At 72.5% G+C, this 19744-nt stretch carries 15 protein-coding genes; 8 read left to right on the forward strand and 7 right to left on the reverse strand.

Annotated features, from left to right (window positions below; translation table 11 throughout):
• Positions 1 to 33: 33 nt before the first annotated feature.
• Entirely contained in the window at positions 34 to 231 is a 198-nt protein-coding gene (locus BM076_RS05985; protein ID WP_093712644.1) for a hypothetical protein, read from the reverse strand.
• A gap of 474 nt (positions 232 to 705) precedes the next feature.
• On the opposite strand from BM076_RS05985, the gene BM076_RS05990 reads away from it, so the two are divergent.
• A complete protein-coding gene (locus tag BM076_RS05990) occupies positions 706 to 1908 on the forward strand; it encodes an ATP-grasp domain-containing protein (protein ID WP_093712326.1) in 1203 nt (400 codons plus the stop codon).
• A gap of 275 nt (positions 1909 to 2183) precedes the next feature.
• Here the strand turns inward: BM076_RS05990 and BM076_RS38285 are convergent, their stop codons facing one another.
• The gene (locus tag BM076_RS38285) at positions 2184 to 2621 is read right to left on the reverse strand and encodes a pentapeptide repeat-containing protein (RefSeq protein WP_407640625.1); all 438 of its coding nucleotides are present in this window, start codon (positions 2619 to 2621) and stop codon (positions 2184 to 2186) included.
• Here BM076_RS38285 and BM076_RS05995 point away from each other — a divergent pair.
• The 3 genes from BM076_RS05995 to BM076_RS06005 all read left to right on the forward strand — a co-directional run bounded on the left by BM076_RS05995 (position 2514) and on the right by BM076_RS06005 (position 6993).
• Positions 2514 to 3896: an IucA/IucC family protein gene (locus tag BM076_RS05995; RefSeq protein ID WP_407640626.1), complete on the forward strand. Its 1383-nt coding sequence runs from the start codon at positions 2514 to 2516 to the stop codon at positions 3894 to 3896. The genes BM076_RS38285 and BM076_RS05995 overlap by 108 nt on opposite strands.
• Entirely contained in the window at positions 3896 to 5674 is a 1779-nt protein-coding gene (locus BM076_RS06000) for an IucA/IucC family protein (protein WP_093712327.1), read from the forward strand. Before BM076_RS05995 ends, BM076_RS06000 begins: the two co-directional genes overlap by 1 nt.
• Positions 5675 to 5781: 107 nt before the next feature.
• Positions 5782 to 6993 (forward strand): type III PLP-dependent enzyme, encoded by a 1212-nt coding sequence (locus BM076_RS06005; RefSeq protein WP_093712646.1) that lies wholly within the window; start codon positions 5782 to 5784, stop codon positions 6991 to 6993.
• 70 nt (positions 6994 to 7063) lie between these two features.
• Here the strand turns inward: BM076_RS06005 and BM076_RS06010 are convergent, their stop codons facing one another.
• The gene (locus BM076_RS06010; RefSeq protein ID WP_245795765.1) at positions 7064 to 9646 is read right to left on the reverse strand and encodes an alpha-L-rhamnosidase-related protein; all 2583 of its coding nucleotides are present in this window, start codon (positions 9644 to 9646) and stop codon (positions 7064 to 7066) included.
• A gap of 426 nt (positions 9647 to 10072) precedes the next feature.
• On the opposite strand from BM076_RS06010, the gene BM076_RS06015 reads away from it, so the two are divergent.
• From BM076_RS06015 to BM076_RS06030, 4 genes are read left to right on the forward strand one after another with little or no spacing between them, the layout of a single operon-like run.
• Complete coding sequence (locus BM076_RS06015) at positions 10073 to 11374, forward strand: ABC transporter substrate-binding protein (protein WP_093712328.1); 1302 nt, start codon at positions 10073 to 10075, stop codon at positions 11372 to 11374.
• Positions 11375 to 11387: 13 nt separating this feature from the next.
• Positions 11388 to 12317, forward strand: coding sequence for a carbohydrate ABC transporter permease (locus BM076_RS06020; protein ID WP_093712329.1), 930 nt, complete (start codon positions 11388 to 11390; stop codon positions 12315 to 12317).
• Positions 12317 to 13135 (forward strand): carbohydrate ABC transporter permease, encoded by an 819-nt coding sequence (locus BM076_RS06025; RefSeq protein WP_093712330.1) that lies wholly within the window; start codon positions 12317 to 12319, stop codon positions 13133 to 13135. The genes BM076_RS06020 and BM076_RS06025 overlap by 1 nt, the downstream gene beginning before the upstream one ends.
• Before the next feature lie 8 nt (positions 13136 to 13143).
• Positions 13144 to 15564: a beta-xylosidase/alpha-l-arabinosidase gene (locus BM076_RS06030; RefSeq protein ID WP_456151205.1), complete on the forward strand. Its 2421-nt coding sequence runs from the start codon at positions 13144 to 13146 to the stop codon at positions 15562 to 15564.
• A 73-nt stretch (positions 15565 to 15637) separates the two neighbouring features.
• Here the strand turns inward: BM076_RS06030 and BM076_RS06035 are convergent, their stop codons facing one another.
• Genes BM076_RS06035 through BM076_RS06050 form a run of 4 tightly spaced genes read right to left on the reverse strand, consistent with a single transcriptional unit; the run spans position 15638 to position 19721 of the window.
• Positions 15638 to 16489: a class II aldolase/adducin family protein gene (locus tag BM076_RS06035; protein WP_245795767.1), complete on the reverse strand. Its 852-nt coding sequence runs from the start codon at positions 16487 to 16489 to the stop codon at positions 15638 to 15640.
• 35 nt (positions 16490 to 16524) lie between these two features.
• Positions 16525 to 17454, reverse strand: coding sequence for an AAA family ATPase (locus tag BM076_RS06040; RefSeq protein WP_093712332.1), 930 nt, complete (start codon positions 17452 to 17454; stop codon positions 16525 to 16527).
• A 16-nt stretch (positions 17455 to 17470) separates the two neighbouring features.
• A complete protein-coding gene (locus tag BM076_RS06045) occupies positions 17471 to 18538 on the reverse strand; it encodes a cupin domain-containing protein (protein WP_093712333.1) in 1068 nt (355 codons plus the stop codon).
• Positions 18539 to 18584: 46 nt separating this feature from the next.
• Entirely contained in the window at positions 18585 to 19721 is a 1137-nt protein-coding gene (locus tag BM076_RS06050; RefSeq protein WP_093712334.1) for an ABC transporter ATP-binding protein, read from the reverse strand.
• Positions 19722 to 19744 lie beyond the last annotated feature (23 nt).

Genomic DNA, 19744 nt, shown 5'->3' on the forward strand with positions numbered 1-19744 from the left:
CTGTACGGCGCGCCGGCCCCGCCGGGACATGGCTCAGCCGCCGGCCGCGCCGCCGTCCCCCTCGGGGGTGACCTCCAGCGCGACACCGTTCGCGTGGGCGATCCGCAGCGCGTCGTCCAGTTCGTCGGACGCCACCGCCAGCGCGTACGCGTCACCCGACCGCCGGGCGGCGGCCACCGCCTCCTGAGCCACGCGCACCCGCTCCAGCATCGCCTCGGCGAATCCGTCCACCCGGACCTCCATCCGACGTCATCGGCCGGTCCCCGCCCGCTCCCTCCCGTCGCCGCGCGAGGGCGGCCGGAAGCGCGGGGGAGATCGTGGATCACCGTCCATGCTAACGAGGCCCCCGGGCCGTCGCGCCACCCGAACCCCCGTATGGCGTAAGGAGGTTCACGGCCCGTCAGCCACGGGCAGGGGGTTGCCGGCGGTCGGTGGCGGACCGCACGGGGAGGCGGCGGAAGACCGCACGGGGAGGCGGCCCGCGGAGGCGGGGGCGGGGGCGGACCGTGCGCGGCGGACATGATCGGATCGGCCGCCGATAGGAGAAGTCGATCAGCTGGCCGGAGTGCGCCGGTCCCAATCCGCGCCGCGCCGGGGTGAATTGACAGTGTTAGGCATGCCTAACTTAGGCTCGTCGCACCCCAGGCCACCGGTCCTCCGCGGACCGTCGGCCGACGACCGCACGCCCGGAAAGTGGTCCCTCTCATGCGGCTCCATGTGCTGGCTCTGAACCCGACCGACTCGGTCACCGAGGGATTCCTCCCGGCCGCCCGCCGCCTCGGCCTCGACGTCACCCTGCTCACCGACCAGCCGGCCGCGCACCGGGCCGCGTACGGCGCGGACACCTCCGTGCGGATCCAGGAGTGCGACGTCCGCGACTTCCGCGCGGTCGTCTCCCGGCTGTCGGCGGGCCGGCCGCCGGACGCGGTCTTCACCAACAGCGACCACCTCCAGGTCCAGGCGGCGCTCGCCGCCGACTACTTCGGGCTGCCCGGCAAGGACTGGCGGGCAGCCCTGCGCTGCAAGGACAAGGCCGAGACGCGGCGCCGTCTCGCCGCCACCGGCGCCGACACGGTGTGGTCGGCAGAACTGCCCGCCGACCGGGACCCGGCCGACACGCTCGCCGGCCTCGACGTGCCCTTCCCGTGCGTGATCAAGCCGCGGGAGGGCGTGGCGAGCGAGGACGTCGTACGCGCCGAGGACCCGGCCGACCTGGCGGCCCGGGCGAAGGAGATCCGCGCCAACCGGCCGGGCGACGCACTGGTCGTGGAGGAATTCCTGCCCGGTGAGCTCCTCACCCTGGAGACCCTCGGCGACGGCACGGTCCGCCATGTGCTGGGCGGCTTTCGCACCACACTGTCCCCGCCGCCGTACTTCATCGAGGAGCGGCTGACCTTCGTCCCCGCGCACCCCGCGCCCGTCGTGGCCCAGGTGCTGGCCCAACTCGACGCGCTGGGCGTCGGATTCGGCGCCTGCCACACCGAATTCGTGCTGCACGAAGGGCGCGCGCGGATCATCGAGGTCAACTACCGCGCCATCGGCGACCAGTGCGACCTGCTGCTCGCCGAACTGCTCGGCCTGCCGCTGTTCGAGTACATCCTCCGAACCCATCTGGGTGAAGCTCTCCCGGCCGTCCTGCCCGCCGCCACCGGCCGTGCCGCCCGGCTCGACTACCCCTACGCGCGGCAGGCGGGTACCCTCACCGCCGCGCCGGACCCGGCCGACCTGACCGTGGACGGCGTCCGCCTCGCCTACCGCCCGCTGCGCGCCGTCGGCGAGCGGCACCCGCTGCACCGCACCAACCGCGACCTGCTCGGCGTCGTCCGCGCCATCGGCCCGGACGACGACACGGTGGAGCGGGCCGTCACCAGTTTCCTCGCCGGGCGGACCTGGGAGATCACCCCATGACGGCGACCGACTCGGCCCCTCGTACGGCCGCCGACGCGACGGAACAGGCCCTGCTGCGGGACGTGTTGAGTGCCCTGCTGCGCGAGGACGTCGCCGGGCTGCGCACCCGCGGCACGCTGCTGCACCGCCCGGACGGCGACTGGCTCCGGCTCGCCCCCGAGACCGCGACCGGCACCGCGCTGCTGCTCCCGGTCGAACCGGACGGCTTCCAGTACGCGTACGCCGCCCGCCTGCCGCTGCTGCGCGAGGAAACGGCGCGATCGGCAGGCGAGGCGTCAGGACGCTCGGCGTCCACGGGTGACACGTCCAGGGGTGACGCCTCCATGAGCGCCGCGTCCACCGGAGAAGCGGCTACCGGAGAAGCGGCTACCGGAGAAGCGGCTACCGGAGAAGCGGCTACCGGAGAAGTGGCTACCGGAGAAGTGGCTACCGGTGAAGCGTCCACCGGCGCCGTGCACCGCGACCTGACCACAGGCGAAGAGGTTCTGGCGGCGCTGCGCGCCCTCGCCCCGCCCGAGGACCGGGCGGGCCACGCCGCCTTCGCCGAGGAGTACCGCGACGCCCTCACCGCCCTGCGGCTGCGCGCGGACTGCCGCGCCGCCACCATGGACCGGCTCACCGCACGGCACGGCGCCGACCCCGCCGGGTGGACCGGACCCGTCGGCGCCCTCGCGTACGAGACGCTGGCCGCCCGTACCGACCACCCGGTGCACCCCACCGGCGCCGGCCGCAGCGGACTGACGGCACGTCAACTTCGCGCCTACGCACCGGAATTCGCGCCGCGCTTCACACTGCGCTGGCTCGCGTTGCCTGCGGGCGCCGTCGTCACGCACGGCCCCGACGCCGACCTCGGTCTCGGCGCGCTGCGCCCGCCACCGTCGGCGCTCGGCCTGCCGCGAGACCTCGACGTGAGCCATGTCACGCTTCCCGTGCACCCGTTGACGGCGGACGGGCCGTTGCGCGAGGCGCTGCGCGCCGCGGGACTCGACAGCGGGGCGCTGCTCGCGGACCGCCCCTGGCTCGATGTGGCGCCGACACTGTCGATGCGCACGGTCGCGGTGCTCGCCGAGCCCGGCGTCCACCTCAAACTGCCGCTCGCCACCTCGACGCTCGGCCTGCTCAACCGGCGCACCATCAAGCCCGGCAGCCTGACCGACGGCGCCGCGGGCCAGCGCCTGCTGGCCGAGGTCGCCGCGCGTGAACCCCGGCTGCGCGACCGGGTCCTGCACGCCGACGAGAGCCGCTTCGTGCACGCCGGGCACGAGTTGCTCGCCGTCCTCGTCCGGCGCCACCCGCCCGGCCTCGACGGCGCCGCCGTCCTGCCACTGGCCGCGCTGCTCGCCGACACCCCCGACGGGCGGCTCGTCCTGGACCACCTCGCCGACCGCTACTACGACGGCGACCCGTCGGCGCTGCTGACCGCGCTGCTCACGCTGCTTTTCGACTGGCAGACCACGCTGTTCGGCTACGGCATCGCCCTGGAGTCCCACCAGCAGAACATCTCCCTGCTGCTGGACGACGCCGACGGCCGTACCCGGTTGCGGCTGCTGTTCAAGGACGACGACGGGCTGCGGGTCCACCGGGCCCGGCTGCGCGCCGCCCTCGGCCCCGACGCGCCGGAACGCGCCGGCTTCGACGACCCGCGCATCCTCGTGGACGACGACGCGGCGATCGCCGACCTGTTCACCACGATCACCGTCCACCTGTGCGCGGGCGCCTACGCCTTCGCCCTCGCCCGGCTCGGCCGCGCCCCACTGGTCGATCTGCTCGGCCTCGTCCGTGAGTTGCTCGACCGGGCCGTGCGACGGCTCGGCACCGGGCCGGGCGAGGCCGGCGCCGTGCTGCGCGACCGGGTGCTGGACGCCCCGTACCTGCCGATCAAAGCGATGGTGAGCGCCGGGACGCTGCTCACCAAGAACCGCTCAGGAGCCACCGACATCAACAAGCACTACACCACCGGACCCAACTACCTGCCGCGGAGCCGCTGATGACGCTGCCCACCATCACCGGTCCCGCCGACTGCGCCCGGCACGCCGGACTCCCCGACGCCGACCGCGCCGTGGCGCACACCCTGCTCAACTGCCTGCTCCGCGAGGTGTCGGGGCCCGGGCACCGGACCGCCGTCATCGACGGCAGCCTGCTGGTACGGCTGCCGCGTGCCGGAGTCAGGCTGCGGGTCGCACTGCGCCGCACCTCCCTGCTCGGCGCGCACCGCTTCGCCGGACCGGTCACGGAACAGGCCGCCGACGGCGACTGGACCGAGATCGGCTGGCAGCGGCTCGCCGACCACATCCACACCGAACTGTCCGCGCTCACCGGTGTGCCCAACGACGAATTCCTCGACCAGGTCCGCTCCAGCCACCACGGTGTCGCCACCGCGCTGCGCGCCCCGCGCCCCGTCACGGCCGGGGTGCCGCTGGCCGGCTACCTCGCCTCGGAACGCTCCCTCGTCTACGGCCACCGCTTCCACCCCGCGCCCAAGGCCCGGGGCGGCGACCCCGGTTCGTGGGCGGCCTACGCCCCGGAGACCTCGGCGTCCTTCCCGCTGCGGCTGCTCGCCGTCCGCGAGGAGCTGACGGCGCAGGAGTGCGCGGAGCCCGGCGCCGCCGACCCGCTGGACCGGCTCGCGCCCGTCCCGGCCGGCTACCGGCTGCTGCCGGCGCACCCCTGGCAGTACGACCTGCTGCACCGGCACCCCGGCCTGCGCGCCGCGCTGCGCCGCCGGGACGTGCTCGACCTCGGCCCCGGCCGCACCCGTTTCGCCGCCACCGCGTCGGTCCGCACCCTCTACGACGGCGACACCTTCCTGAAGTTCAGTCTGAACGTACGTATCACCAACTGCCTGCGGAAGAACGCCCGTTACGAACTGGCGGGCGCCGTCGCGCTGACCCGGATGCTGCGGCCCGCCTTCGCCGACCTCGCCGCCCGCTTCCCCGGCGCCGATGTGCTGCGCGAGCCCGCCTACCGGGCCATGGCGCTGCCCGGCCGCGACGGCCGCCCCGACGTGTCGCTGCTCGAAGGCTTCGGTGTGATCGTCCGGGAGGGCCTGGACCGGCGGCTGGCACCCGGCGCCACCGCGCTGCTGGCCGCCGCCGTCGCCGACGAGTACCCGACCGGGCCCGCGCACATCTCCCGGCTGGTCGCCGGCGGCGGCCCCGCGGCGGCGCTGCGCTGGTGGCGGGCGTATCTGCGGCTGCTCGTGCCGCCGGTGCTTGCCGCCTACTTCGACCACGGCGTGGTGCTCGAACCCCACCTGCAGAATGTGCTGCTCTGTGTGGACGCCGACGGCAGCCCCGTGCAGGTGCTCTTCCGCGATCTGGAGGGCACCAAGCTGCTGCCCGGGCACCACGCGCGGGCGCTGGCCGCCCTGCCGCCCGATGTCGCGGGCCCGCTGAGTTACGACGCCGACCGCGGCTGGGACCGGATCGTCTACTGCCTGCTGGTCAACCACGTCGCCGAGATGCTGGCCGCCCTCGCCGATCTGCACCCGGAGACCGAACCCGCGCTGTGGGCCGAGGTGCGCCGGGTGATCCGCGAGCACGCCGACACGCACGGCGGCCACCCCCGGCTCGACGCGCTGCTGGCCGGCGCCCCGCTGCCCGCCAAGGCGAATCTGCTCACCCGCTGGGAACGCGCCGCCGACCGCTTCGCGGGCTACGTACGCCTGCCGTCCCCCCTGGCCGAGGACGTCTCGCCCGCCCCGCCGAAGACCCGTATCCCGCGCCCCTCCCCACCCCGCTCCGACGGCACGAGGAGCCCGCGATGACCACGCCACTGCCCGTGCCCCACGCCGTAGGCGATGTCGCCGGCCACGCCGACGGATCGGATTCCGCACGCCGCGCCGCCCCGGTCCGACAGGAGGAGGAGCCCGCGATGACCACGCCACTGCCCGTGCCCGACGCCGTACGGGACGCCGCGCGTGCTCAGCCGGACGGTCAACTGCCGCTGTACGTCTACGACCTGGGCGGGCTGCGGGGGCACGCGGCGGCCGTACGGGCGGCGCTGCCGGAGCGGGTCGAGTTGTACTACGCCGCCAAGGCCAATCCGGAGCCGCCGGTCCTGGCGGCCCTCGGGCCCTTCGTGGACGGCTACGAGGTGTCGTCCGGCGGTGAGAGCGCCCATGTCGCGGCGGCGGTGCCCGGGCGGCCCCTGGCCTTCGGTGGCCCCGGCAAGACACCCGGGGAGATCGCTGCCGCGCTCGACCTCGGTGTGAACCGCTTCCATGTGGAGAGCGCGTACGAACTGCGCATGCTCGCGCACCTCGTGGCCGCCCGCGGCACCCACGGCAACCCCGTCAAGGTGCTGCTGCGCTTCAACCCCGCCGTCTCGGCGGGGGAGGTGGCGACCGGCGCGCTGGCGATGGGCGGCGGCCCCTCGCCGTTCGGCCTCGACCCGGCGCAGGCCGACGACACCGTCCGCGCGCTCACCGACGGCAGCCATCCGCAGCTGGAATTCCTGGGCGTGCACGCCCACTTGGCGAGCGGTCTCGCGGCGCCGCAACTGCTCGCCGTCGCCGGGTCCGTCGTCGCCTGGGCGACGGAGCTGGCGGGCCGGCACGGTGCCGCGCTGCGCGAGGTCAATGTCGGCGGCGGCATGACCGTCGACTACCGCCGTCCGGCGGACCGCTTCGACTGGGCCGCCTACGGCGCCGGCCTCGCCCGGTTGCTCGACGAACACCCCGGCCTGCGGCTGCGGATCGAGCCGGGCCGCGCCCTGACCGCCTACTGCGGCTGGTACGTCACCGACGTGCTGGACGTGAAGCCCAGCCACGGCGAGGAATTCGCCGTACTGCGCGGCGGCACCCACCATCTGCGCACGCCCGCCGCCAAGGGCCACGACCAGCCGTGCGCGGTGCTGCCCGTCGCGGACTGGCCGCACCCCTGGCCCCGGTCGGCAGCGTCGGGCGAACTGGTCACGCTCACCGGCCAGTTGTGCACACCCAAGGACGTACTGGCCCGGCGGGTCCCGGCGGCGGGACTGCGCGCGGGCGACCGCGTGCTGTTCGGCCTCGCCGGTGCCTACGCCTGGAACATCTCGCACCACGACTTCCTGATGCACCCCGGGCCGGCCGTCCGCTTCGTCTGACGGCCCGTCCCCTCCCGGCCCGGCGGGTGCCGGGGCGGGAGGGGACGGGCGATGCCATGACCGGGTGGAGTCAGGAACCGTCCACCGTGATGGTGTGGCTGCCCGCCTTCACGCCGTGCAGCGTGACCCGGCCGTCCTTGGCCGCGGCCTGGAAGCCGTGCGCCTTGGACCCGTCCCAGACGACCTTGCCGTCCACCCGGACGGTGACCCGCGACCCGGAGGCCGGCACATCGATGTCGCCGGACGTCCCCTTGGGCGCGGTCACGTTCAGCGTGAACCGCTTGCCGCCCTTGCTCTGCTTCCAGTCCACCGTCAACGGGCCGTGCGGGGTCGGCAGTTGGCCCCGCGCCCAGGTGACGGAACCGGGGTGCGGCGCCACGTTCCAGGTGCTGAAACCGGGGCCGGTGGGCGTCGCGCCGAGCAGGTCGTTGGTCAGCGCGGGCACGACACCGGTCGACCAGCCGTGCGCGGCCGACGTGAAGCCGCCCTCGTACATCGAGCCGTTCGGGCCGATGCCCTCCCAGTCGGTGACGCCGGGGCCGTGCGTGGCCATCCAGCCGTACAGCCGCTTGATCTCGTCGATCGCGGAGTCCGCCTTCCCGGCCAGGAAGCGCGCCTGGATCTCCGGGTAGGAGGTGAAGGCGTAGACCCGCTGGGAGCCGTCGGAGACCAGGGTGTTGTTGTCCATGAAGGCGTTGCCGTACGGCTGGGCCGTGGTCTTCGACAGGTGGTCGAGCGCCGAGGACGCCCTGTTCGGGTCGGCGACACCGGCGACGACCGCGAGACCGTTGCCGTCCTGCCCGTGCCGGACGTCGCCGGTGGCCGAGTCGAGGTAGGCGCCCGCGTCGCTGTCCCACAGATGCGCGTTGATCGCCGCGCTCACCGTGCCGGCCCGCTGGGTCCAGCGGTCGGCGTCCGCGCCGTGCCCGAGCGCCGTCGCCATCGCGGCGGCGTCCTTGAGCGCCTGCACGTACAGGGTGTTGTAGTACGTGACCTCACCGCTGCGCGGCAGGAAGGCGTAGTCGCCGTAACCGCCGGTCCCGTTCAGGCCCTTGGAGAGCAGGCCGTTGGAGTCGGTGACGCTCGGGTACCAACTGTCCAGCGTCTTCACGAGGTTGGCGTAGTAGTCACGGGCGTAGTCGGTGTCGCCGGTGTACAGCACATAGTCCCAGCTGCTGGTCACCCACCACAGCGGGTAGTCGAAGAGGTGGAGCGTGTAGTTGTTGATCGAGGCGGGCGGGATCCAGCCGTCGTCGCGCTGGTGGTCGGCGAGGTCGGCCAGGACGTTCTTGGCCGCGACCGCCGAGTCGTGGGTCAGATACGTGGTGCGGCCGGAGACCGCCACATCGCCCACGTACGGGTCGCGGTCCCGCTTGGCGCCGTCGTGCAGCACGAGCTTGCCGTCCAGCGTCGGGCTGTCGGCGTTGCGCGGGTCGACGTCGTCGGAGCGGAAGGTGTCGGTGACCAGCTCATTGGTGTACGAGGCGTCGTACCAGTACTGATTGAGCTTGGTGTCGGAGGACTCGAACCAGCCGGTGTAGGAGTCGGGCGTGCCGAGGAAGGGCGTGAAGTCCAGGGACACGCCGTCGATCCGGACCGTGCCGGACGGCTGGGTCAGCGGCGCGTCGGAGGCCAGCGCGTCCAGGCTGATCTTCATGTAGCGGAAGCCGTGCAGCCCGTCGGAGCAGACCTTCGTACCGCTCAGGCAGTTCTTGGTGTCGGTCCAGATGCCGCCCTGCTGCGGGACCGCGTACTGATCGGTGCCGGGGCCGCCGGAGACGTCGGAGCGGGTGTAGTCGGACCGGTCGGTGAGGTAGTCCAGCGTCTCGGAGAAGGCCACCCGCACACCGGGGTTGTTGCCCGAGGCGCCCGCGAAGCTGATCCGCGGATAGCCGGAGACGACCTTGCCGAAGTCCAGCGTGACGCTGGGCACGTCGTCGCCGCTGACCAGGCCGGGCCACACCTCGTTGACCCGGGTGAACTCGCCCTTGCCGGACGGCTGGTCCTTGGTCACGGTGATCCGCACCTTGGCGGTGGTGACCGTGGAGGGGAAGGCGACCGCCCGCTGGACGGCGGTGTTGCCGGTCACCGTGGCGCGCGTCGTCCAGGCCGAGCCGTCCCAGGTCTCGACGGTGAAGTCCTGCGGTACACCGTCGGCGTTGGACAGCACCGTGATGCCGGGCAGCGGGACCGCGCTGGGGCTGGTGATCTCCAGCCAGGCGGGGTAGGTGGCGGCGTTGGCGTCGTTCCAGAAAGTGTCGGTGTCGCCGTCGACCGCGTTGCCCGCCACATAGGTGCGGGGCTTGCCGTCGTTGCCGTTGTTCCCGTCGTGGAAGGAGGAGGCCGCCGCCGTGGTGCCGGCGGGCCACTTGGGCTTGGGCGCGGGCGTCGGCCGCTCCAGGGTGGCGGTGCCCTTGCCGAGGACGCCCTGGGGGTGGGTCACCCGGCCGGTGGTGGAGACCACCGACACCGGCCGTACGTCGCGGCTGGAGGGCGCCTGGACGTACTTCTGCCAGGAGGCGGAGTGCGGGGAGCGGGCGGAGGCCGGGCCGGTGACGGCCATGGCCGCGGTGAGCGCGCCGACGACGGCGACGGCCTGCGCGATGCGGACCGAACGGCGGGACAGGCCCCGGGAAATGGGTGCGCGGGGCACCGAGCTACGAGAGGGATGCGCAGAGGACAAGGAGGGCTCCAGGGGTTTCACGAGCCGCGTCCCGCAGCCCGCACCACTAAGAACGATTCAATTCGGCGCCGCCGAACCTAAGGGTCAACTGAGCTGGGGGTCAAGGGATCTGTCAGCCCGGCCCCCGCTTTTTGCCGACCCTCGAATTGAAACGTCATTGAAACGCCTCGGGCGCCGGGCGTCCGGCGGTCGCAGCCGGGTCGGGCGCCGGATCCGTGCCGACGCGCCGCCGAAAGTGTCGAAGCCGCCACCTGCTCGGTTCGGCGGCCCGATCGGCGCAGGGATCACGCTTTGGTAACCCGCAGCAGGAGGCTTGACCCCTCAACAGCCGCACTTTAACGTCGCAGCGCGCAGCAAATTTCGGCGACGATGCCGAATCTTTCGAAAGGCTGGACGATGATGAAGCGCGTATTGCTCCCACGTGCCGTGGCCGGCGGCGTGGCGCTCGTGCTCGGGCTCTCCCTGGCGGCCTGCGGCGGCAGCGACTCCGGCAGCGGCGGTTCCGGCTCGTTCAAGGTGCTGGTCTACGGGGACGCCTCCAACAAGGTCGAGAAGCAGATCGTCGCGACGTTCAACAAGACGTCCAAGGTCAAGGCCGTGCTCCAGACCATCCCCGGCGCGGACTACCAGCAGAAGCTCCAGACGATCATCAACACCAAGCAGGCGCCGGACGTCTTCTTCAACTGGGGCGGCGGCAGCATCCAGCCCTTCGTCAAGGCCGGCCTCCTCCTGCCGCTGAACGACATGATCGCCAAGGACCCGCGGCTGAAGGCCGACTTCCTGCCGTCGGTGTTCAACAGCGCCGTCGTGGACGGCAAGCCGTACGGCATCCCGATGCGCGGCACCCAGCCGGTCCTGCTCTTCGACAACAAGAAGGTGCTGGCCGACGCGGGCGTCTCGGAGCCCAAGACCTGGGAGGACCTGCTCAGCGCGGTCAAGGTGCTCAAGGCCAAGCACATCACGCCGATCGCGCTCGGCGGCGGCGACCAGTGGCCGACCCTGATGTGGTACGAGTACATGTACGACCGCATAGCGGGCCCCGGCCTGTTCGACAAGGCGATGAGCGGCGACAAGAGCGCCTGGGCCGCCCCCGAGAGCCGTACCGCGCTGTCCAGGCTCAAGGAACTGATCGACGCCGGAGCGTTCGGCAGCAACTACGACTCGGTCAAGTACACCGACGGCGGCTCGGTGGCACTGGTCGCGCAGGGCCGGGCCGGGTTCGAGCTGATGGGCTCCTGGTACTACTCCCAGCAGCAGCAGGACAACCCCGACTTCGCCAAGACCGGCCTGGGGTACACCTCCTTCCCGACCGTCAGCGGCGGCGCGGGCGACCCCAAGGACATCGTCGGCAACACCAACAACTTCTACTCGGTGCTGAAGAAGACCAAGTACCCGGACGCCGTGGCGCAGTTCCTCAAGCTCATGTACTCCGACGAGTTCGTGAAGGCGCACATGGCGATCGGCAATCTGCCGACCACGACGAACACCACGAACTTCCTGAACACCGCGACCGATCCGGCCTACGCCAAGTACCAGTACGACCTGGTCAAGGCCGCGCCCTCGTTCCAGCTCTCGTGGGACCAGGCGTATCCGCAGTCCGCGAGCGAGGCCATGCACACCGCCGTGCAGCAGTTCTTCGACGGCAAGCTCGACGCCGACGGCTTCATCAAGGCCATGCAGGCCCTGCCCACATCCTGAACCGGGACCTCACATGACCACCACCGCTGAACCCAGGGTGGCGAGGCGGCGACCGGTACGCCGGACCGGCGCCGCCGTGGTCCGCCCGGGCTTCGTCTGGGCCGTGCCCGCCACCTTGTTCTTCCTGATCTTCGCCGTCCTCCCGCTGATCCTGGTCGCGGTGCTCTCCTTCGCCAGCTGGGACGGCATCAGCGCGCCCCGGTTCGCCGGCCTCGACAACTGGCGCACGCTGATCCACGACCACGTCATGATCCAGAGCCTGTGGCTCAGCGTGCTGATCACGGTCCTCGGAGTCGTCGTGCAGACCCCGCTGAGCATCCTGCTCGGGGTGTGGGCGGCCGGACACCAGCGCAACCGTGCGGTGCTGTCCGCGATCTATTTCGTACCGCTGCTGCTGTCCGCGACCGCGGTGTCCATCCTGTGGCGGGCGCTGCTCGACCCGAACTTCGGCGTCCCCGCGCAGGCGAAGTGGCTCTTCGGCGACGGCAATCTGTTCGGCAGGCAGACCAGCGCCATCGGAGTGCTGGTGTTCGTGGGGGCCTGGCAATACACGCCCTTCCACACCCTGATCTACCAGGGCGCGGCCCGCGCGATCCCGCAGGTGCTCTACCAGGCCGCGGAGATCGACGGGGCGGGCCGCGTACGGCAGTTCTGGCACATCACCCTGCCGCAACTGCGCAACACCATGATCACCTCGATGATCCTCATGGTGGTCGGCGGCCTCACCACCTTCGACACCGTGCTGATCCTGACCCAGGGCGGGCCCGGCACCGACACCACCATCAGCGCGTACTACATGTACCAACGGGCGTTCAAGAGCTTCGACTTCGGCGGCGGCTCGGCCATCGCCCTGGTCCTCGTGCTCATCGCCACGGTCATCTCGCTCATCGTCGTCAAGGTCTCCGGCTACGACAAGATGCGCGGCACCACGGAGGGCCTGTGATGAAGCGCCGTCCCAACTACCTCGCCGGCCTGGGCTCCCTGGTCTGGCTCTTCCTCATCGGACTGCCGCTGTACGTGATGCTGGCGGCGACCCTCCAGGACCGCGCCGACTACTCCGCGAACGGTCCGCTGGCCTTCCCCGAGCACGTCACGTTGCACAACTACACGCAGGACTTCTCCAACGGCTTCGGCCACTTCTTCCTCAACACCCTGCTGGTCACCCTCGCGGTGGTCGCCATCGTGCTGCTGCTGGTGCCCCCGCTCTCGTACGCCATCGTGCGCAGCCGAGGCCGGATCACCACCGGCGTCTTCCGGCTGTTCCTGCTGGGCCTGGCCATCCCCGCGCAGGCCGTGATCGTGCCGATGTTCTACGTCATCAGCAAGGCCGGCCTCTACGACAACCTGATCGGCGTCATCCTGCCCACCGCGGCCTTCTCGCTGCCGGTGTGCGCCCTGATCCTCACCGGGGTCATGCGGGACATCACCCCCGATCTGTACGAGGCCATGGCCATGGACGGCGCCTCCCCGTGGCGGGTCTTCTTCCAGCTGGTGGTCCCGCTGTCCAAGGGCGGGCTCTCCACGATCATGGTCTTCTCCGCGCTCCAGGCGTGGAACGGCTTCCTCTTCCCCCTGGTGCTGACCCAGTCCGACTCGTCCAAGGTCATCACCCTCGGCCTGTTCAACTTCCAGACCGAGCACGGCATCGACATCCCCGGCCTGCTGGCCGCGGTGGTCCTGTCGATGCTGCCCATCTTCGTCGTCTACCTGTTCGCCCGCCGCGCCCTGGTCCAGGGCCTCATGGGCGTCGGAGGAAAGTGACCGGCACCGTGGTCGAAACGACAGAACCCGTCACCCCGCCCTGGCGCGACAGCGCGCTTCCCCCCGAGACCCGGGCGGACGCGCTGATCGCCGCGATGACCCTGCGCGAGAAGGCCGCCCAACTCGTCGGCGTCTGGGTCGGCGCGTCCGACGACGGCGGCGAAGTCGCCCCGTACCAGCACGAGATGGAGGAACCCGTCGCACTGGAGTCGCTGCTGCCGCAGGGACTCGGCCAGCTCACCCGGTCGTTCGGCACCGCGCCCGTCGACCCGGCGCTCGGCGCGCTGTCCCTGCTGCGCACCCAGCGCGCCATCGCCGCCGCCAACCGCTTCGGCATCCCGGCGCTCGCCCACGAGGAGTGCCTGGCCGGCTTCGCCGCCTGGGGCGCCACCGCCTACCCCGTGCCGCTGGCCTGGGGCGCCACCTTCGATCCCGCGCTGATCCGCCGGATGGCCCGCGCCATCGGCGACGACCTGCGGTCGGTCGGCGTCCACCAGGGACTCGCGCCCGTGCTCGACGTGGTGCGCGACGCCCGCTGGGGCCGGGTCGAGGAGACCATGGGGGAGGACCCCTATCTCGTCGGCACGCTCGGCACCGCCTACATCCAGGGCCTGGAGTCCGCGGGGATCGTCGCCACCCTCAAGCACTTCGCCGGATACTCCGCCTCCCGGGCCGGCCGCAACCTCGCCCCGGTCGGCATGGGCGCGCGCGAGCGGGCCGACGTGATGCTGCCGCCGTTCGAGATGGCGGTCAGGGAGAGCGGCGCCCGCTCGGTCATGCACGCCTACACCGACACCGACGGCCTGCCCTCGGCCGCCGACGCCGGGCTGCTCACCGAACTCCTCCGCGACACCTGGGGATTCACCGGCACCGTCGTCGCCGACTACTTCGGCATCGCCTTCCTCAAGACCCTGCACGGCGTGGCCGGCACCCTCGGCGAGGCGGCCGGCGCCGCCCTCGCGGCGGGCGTGGACGTCGAGCTGCCCACCGTCAAGGCGTACGGCGAACCCCTGCTCAAGGCCATCACCGACGGCGTGGTCCCCGAGGCGCTCGTCGACCGCGCGGTGCGCCGCGTCCTGGTCCAGAAGGCGCAACTGGGCCTGCTCGACGCCGACTGGGACCCGGTACCCGCGGCGCTCGCCGGACTCGGCGTACGGTCCGCGGACAACGCCGCCGACGGCGCCCGTACGGCGGAGGAGGACGGTACCGACACCGGGGCCCTGCGCGGCCGGGTCGACCTCGACCCGGCGGGCAACCGGGCGCTCGCCCGGCAGGTCGCTGAGCAGAGCGTCGTCCTGCTGCGCAACGACGGCACCCTGCCGCTCACCGCACCGGCCACCATCGCCGTCATCGGGCCCAACGCCGACACCCCGACCGCCGTCCTCGGCTGCTACGCCTTCCCCGTGCACGTCGGCGGACAGCACCCCGAGGTCCCGCTCGGCATCGAACTGCCCACCCTGCGCGAGGCGTTGACCGCCGAATTCCCTGCCGCGCGGATCGTCTCGGTGCCCGGCGCGAGCGTGGACGGCGCCGACACCTCGGGCTTCGCCGAGGCCGTACGGGTGGCGGGCGAGGCCGATGTCGTGGTGCTCGCCCTCGGCGACCGCTCCGGGCTCTTCGGCCGCGGCACCAGCGGCGAGGGCTGCGACGCCGAATCACTGGCCCTACCCGGCGTCCAGGAACAGCTCCTCGACACCCTCCTGGACGCGCACCCCGGCACCCCGCTGGTGGTGACCCTGCTCGCCGGACGGCCGTACGCGCTCGGCCGCGCCGCCACCGAGGCGGCGGCCGTGGTGCAGTCCTTCTTCCCCGGCGAGGAGGGCACCACGGCCATCGCCGCCGTGCTCAGCGGGCGGACCGAGCCCTCGGGCCGGCTGCCGGTGAGCGTCCCGGCCCGCCCCGGGGCCCAGCCGTCCACCTACCTGGCGGCGCGGCTCGGCCGGGCGAGCGAGGTCTCCAGCATCGACCCGACCGCGGCCTTCGCCTTCGGCCACGGCCTGACGTACACCCGCTTCCAGTGGACCGACCTCGACGTGCCCCGGCTGCACACCGCCACCGACGGCGGGATCGACCTCGCCTTCACCGTCCGCAACACCGGTGACCGGCACGGCACCGAGGTCGTCCAGCTCTATCTGCACGACCCGGTCGCCTCCGTCGTACAGCCCGTGCAGCGGCTGATCGGCTACCGGCGGGTGCCGCTCGCGCCGGGCGGCGCGGCACGGATCCGGGTCACCGTCCCCGCCGATCTGGCGAGCTTCACCGGGCGCGACGGGCGGCGCGTGGTGGAACCCGGCGAGCTGGAGCTGCGGCTCGGCGCGTCCTCCACCGATCTGCGGCTCACGGTCGTCTGCACCCTGACCGGCCGGGCCAGGACGGTGGACCACACCCGCAGGCTGCACCCCGAGATCACGACGGTGCCCCAGCCGTAGCGGACCGGCGGCGGCGCGGGTACGGGCCCGCCGTGTTCCCCCGACGACGGGGACACGGCAGGCCCGCCTCTTCCTACGCGGACGTGGGCCCAAGGCGTCTCGCCGGGGGAGCGGCGGCTTCTTCGCGCAGGGGCGCAGCCGGACCCTCCGCGGCGGCCCGGGCCTCCAGGTGCCGCCACATCGCCGCGACGTTGAAGGCCGAGCCGAGGTCGGGGAGTTCGGCCAGATCCTCGTCGGGGATCGCCCGCAGCGGCGCGCCCGTGGCGGCCACCGCCAGGGCGATCCGGGCGAGCGATTCGACGGCCAGCGCCCGGGTGACGGCGGCGGCCACGGCGTCCGCGGGATCGCCGGTGCCGACGCTGACCAGGCCGTGCCCCCGCAGCACGACCACCGGTCGGTCGCCCATCGCCGCGACCATCGACTCGGCCAGGTCCCAGCGGCGCACCAGGGCCGAGCGGGGCCAGACGGGAATGCCGTCGTGGGCCAGGCGCGCGGCCGGAATGTCGTACGAGCCCACCAGCGGAAGCCAGGGCAGACCGGCGACGGACGCGGCGACCACCGCCGGGGGATGGGTGTGCACGACGGCGGTGACCTCGGGCCTGGCCCGCAGGACACCGGTGTGGATGGGCAGTTCATTGGGCGCCGACCAGCCGGCGGGTACGTTCCCGGCGCCGTCGAGATCCACCCGCTGGACGTCGGCGACGGTGGTGAAGGCGAGACCGCGTTCGCGCGGGCCGCGCCCGCGCACCAGCAGCGCGTCCGGCCCGACGCGCGCGCTGACGTGCCCGAGGATGTGCTCGACCAGACCGGTCACCGCCAGCACCCGGCAGGCGACGGCGATCCGCTCGCGCAGGGCCGCCGTGTCCGTGGTCTCCGCCGTGCCGGCGGCGCCCGCCGCGGGCCGTGCCGCCGACCCCGAAACCACGGCGCCACCCGGACGCGGACCCGTACCCGTGTCCGTCATCGCGCCGCCCGGGCCGGTCCGCCCGCCGTCAGGGCCGGCGCGGTCAGCTCCGCGGCGGCCTCCTCGGCCGCCGCGTACAGATCCGCCGCCGTCAGCAGCGACGGATCGCGCGCGGTGGCCAGTCGCAGGGCGAGGGCGCCGTGCACGGTCTTGCGGATCCGCCGCCCGTCGAGCCCGCGGAGCAGCTCGCCCATCCGGCCGTGCACCGCGTCGTCGGCCGCGAGTGCCGCCAATTCCGGCCACTGCGCCGCCAGTTCGCGCAGCGAATCGGCGACGATGAGCGGGATCACCTCCTTGTCGGGCAGTTCGGTGCGGACGATCAGATCGGCCCGGGACAGAAAGGCGTCGTCCACCGCCTCGGCGAAATTCGTGGTGACCACCAGCAGCGTGCCGGGACGCTGCGCGCGCAGCACGTCGAGACCGCTGAGCACCGCGTCCGTGGCCCGGTGCACATCGACCGGATTGGTGTCGAAGGACGCGGCCTGCCGCCGTACCGCCAGGGCCTCGACCTCGTCCACCAGCACCAGGGTGTGCGGGCGGCGCGCGGCCAGTTCGGGCAGCGACTCGCGGAAGAGCCGGGACACCGCCCGCTGGCTCTCGCCGAGCATCTCGCTGGGGAAGGCGTGCGGATCGACCTCGACCAGTGTCGTCGCGCCGTGCGGTGCCAGGGCCCGCGCGGCGGCCTGGGCCAGGCCCTGCGCGAGCGTCGTCTTCCCGGTGCCCGGCGGTCCGGCGAGCACGATCAGGCCGTGCGGGGCGACGGCCGAGCCCGCGAGCCGCCGCCCGTGCCGGAGCACGAGCACGGCGGTCGCGAGCAGCCGCTCCTTGACCGCGGGATCGGTGACGACCGCGTCCCAGGGGCCGTCGTGGTGGTCGGCGGGGAGCGCGTGGACCGCGGCCACGCCCTGCGGCAGCGCGCTGGTCACGGCGTACGGCCCCCGCTCACGGCCACGTCGGGCGGTCGAGCGCCGGCCACTGGATCGTGGTCGGATCACCGGCCTGCGCGTCCCGGATGTGCTCCGGCGGCTCCTCGAAGAGCACCAGCGGATCGGCCAGCACCCGCATCGTCTCCAGCAGGCTGTCGAACATGTGGATGCGGACCACCTTCGCGGTCTTCTCCGGGTCGGTGTTGAAGTGCTGGTGCCACAGGAAGTGGTCGACGACGATGATGTCGCCCTTCTTCCACGGGTGCCGCTCGCCGCCCTCCGGCTCGGTGCCGAGATAGCTCTCCCCGCTGCCCTCCACCACGTACAGCCACGCCTCGCCCGGATGGCGGTGCATCGACTGGCCGCGCGCCGGGCCGATCTCGAACATCGCCATGGTGATGCCCGACGCCTGGTAGCCGATGGCACGGTCGAGCAGGAAGGTGGTGCGGGTGCCGCGCGGGGTGTTGCGCAGTTCCAGCTCGTCCCAACTGGTGTGCAGCCGCCCGGAGCGGCGCGCCTCCTGCTCGCGCGCCAGCCGCCGCAGCCGGGCCGCGTACGGATCGGCGCCGTCCCGGCCGGGCGAGAAGGGCGGGCGCGGCGGAAGTTCGGCGACCGGGGTGTCGCCCGCGTCCTCCAGTACCGCCATGCCCATCGTCTCCAGCATCGGCTGGCTGGAGAAGGTCAGATAGCGGGCGGTGACGTCGCCGTCGTTGCCGCTGCGGTGCCAGGACCAGGCCGGCAGGTGCAGCGAGTCGCCGGGACCCCAGTCGATCCGCCGCCCGTCGATCTCCGTCCAGCCGCGGCCCGCGACGACGAAGACCATCGCGTCCCAGGAGTGCCGGTGCACCGTGGTGGCGGTGCCGGGGTCGAACTCGTGGGCCAGCGCGTCCATCGTGCGGGTCGGCCGGTCGCCGTCCGCGCCCGCGTACACCCCGATCCGGCTGCGCCGCTCGGTGGGGTGCATCGTCACGTCCTCCAGCGCGACGACGGTGCGGTGATTGTCCCGCCACTGTTCCAGGAATGCGGCGCGGCGCTGTTTCTGCACGTGGTAGTGGGTGACTTCGGTGGTGGTACGGGTGCTCACGGTGCCTCCAGAACGGCGTCGTGCGGGGCGGCGGTCGGGGTGCGGGTCACGCGCCGGGGACGAGGGTGACCTTCTCGGGGGCCACCGACAGATGGACCTCGGTGCCGGGCTGGATCGACACCGTCGGGTTGGAACGGCAGTGGATCTCCTGCTTGCCGACGGCCACGATGTGGTCGACGACATCACCCATGAAGGCGCGGGTCACGACGGTCCCGGTCCACTCGGTCGGCACGTCGCCGCGCCGGGTGGTGGAGATGTCCACCGACTCCGGCCGGATCGACACCAGCACCGAGTCGCCGACCGCGGGCGGCGACTCCACCTGCCGGGCCACCAGCCGGCCCTGGGCGCAGTCGACCACCACCTCGTCGCCGGTCACCGACAGCACGGTCGCCTCGATGAAGTTGGCGGTGCCGATGAATTCGGCGACGAAGCGGCTGGCGGGCCTGGTGTAGATCTCGCGCGGTTTGCCGATCTGCTCGATCCGCCCCTTGTCCATCACCGCGATCCGGTTGGACATCACCAGCGCCTCGGACTGATCGTGCGTCACATAGATCGCGGTGAGGTTCAACTCCCTTTGCAGCCGCTTGAGTTCGAAGCGCATCGTCTCGCGCAGCTTGGCGTCCAGATTGGACAGCGGCTCGTCGAGCAGCATCAGCTCGGGCTGGGTCACCAGCGCGCGGGCCAGCGCCAGGCGCTGCTGCTGGCCGCCGGAGAGCTTGGTCGCGGGCCGGCGCGCGTACGAGCCCAGCTCGATCACGTCGAGCACCCGCTCGACGCGCTCCTCGATCTCCTTGCGGCCCGGCCGGCTGGCCCGCGGCATGACCTCCAGCGGGAAGGACACGTTCTTGAAGACCGACAGGTGCGGCCAGATCGCGTACGACTGGAACACCATGCCGAAACCACGGCTGTTGGCCTTGAGATTGATGCCCTTGCCCGCGTCGAATAGCACCCGGCCGCCGAGCGTCACCCGGCCCTTCGTCGGGCGTTCCAGGCCCGCGATCGAGCGCAGCGTCGTGGTCTTCCCGCAGCCGGACGGGCCGAGCAGCGTGAACAGTTCGCCGTCGTGCACCTCGAAGTCGACTCCGTCCACGGCGAAGTGACGGGTGGTCCCTTCCGCGGCGCGGCGGGATCTGCGGCCAGGGGAATCTTCGTAACTCTTGGCGAGGGATTCGACGGTCAGCATCCCCGACACCCTTTCCTCTCGTG

It is taken from the genome of Actinacidiphila alni (genome assembly GCF_900112845.1).
GTDB classification, from domain to species: Bacteria; Actinomycetota; Actinomycetes; order Streptomycetales; family Streptomycetaceae; genus Actinacidiphila; species Actinacidiphila alni.

What these genes read in the sequence shown, in the direction of transcription:
- BM076_RS05990 (WP_093712326.1), top strand. Translation starts at nt 706, where the DNA reads ATGCGGCTCCATGTGCTGGCTCTGAACCCGACCGACTCGGTCACCGAG.
- BM076_RS06000 (WP_093712327.1), top strand. Translation starts at nt 3,896, where the DNA reads ATGACGCTGCCCACCATCACCGGTCCCGCCGACTGCGCCCGGCACGCC.
- BM076_RS06020 (WP_093712329.1), top strand. Translation starts at nt 11,388, where the DNA reads ATGACCACCACCGCTGAACCCAGGGTGGCGAGGCGGCGACCGGTACGC.
- BM076_RS06025 (WP_093712330.1), top strand. Translation starts at nt 12,317, where the DNA reads ATGAAGCGCCGTCCCAACTACCTCGCCGGCCTGGGCTCCCTGGTCTGG.
- BM076_RS06005 (WP_093712646.1), top strand. Translation starts at nt 5,782, where the DNA reads ATGACCACGCCACTGCCCGTGCCCGACGCCGTACGGGACGCCGCGCGT.
- BM076_RS05995 (WP_407640626.1), top strand. Translation starts at nt 2,514, where the DNA reads ATGGACCGGCTCACCGCACGGCACGGCGCCGACCCCGCCGGGTGGACC.
- BM076_RS06050 (WP_093712334.1), bottom strand. Translation starts at nt 19,721, where the DNA reads ATGCTGACCGTCGAATCCCTCGCCAAGAGTTACGAAGATTCCCCTGGC.
- BM076_RS06015 (WP_093712328.1), top strand. Translation starts at nt 10,073, where the DNA reads ATGATGAAGCGCGTATTGCTCCCACGTGCCGTGGCCGGCGGCGTGGCG.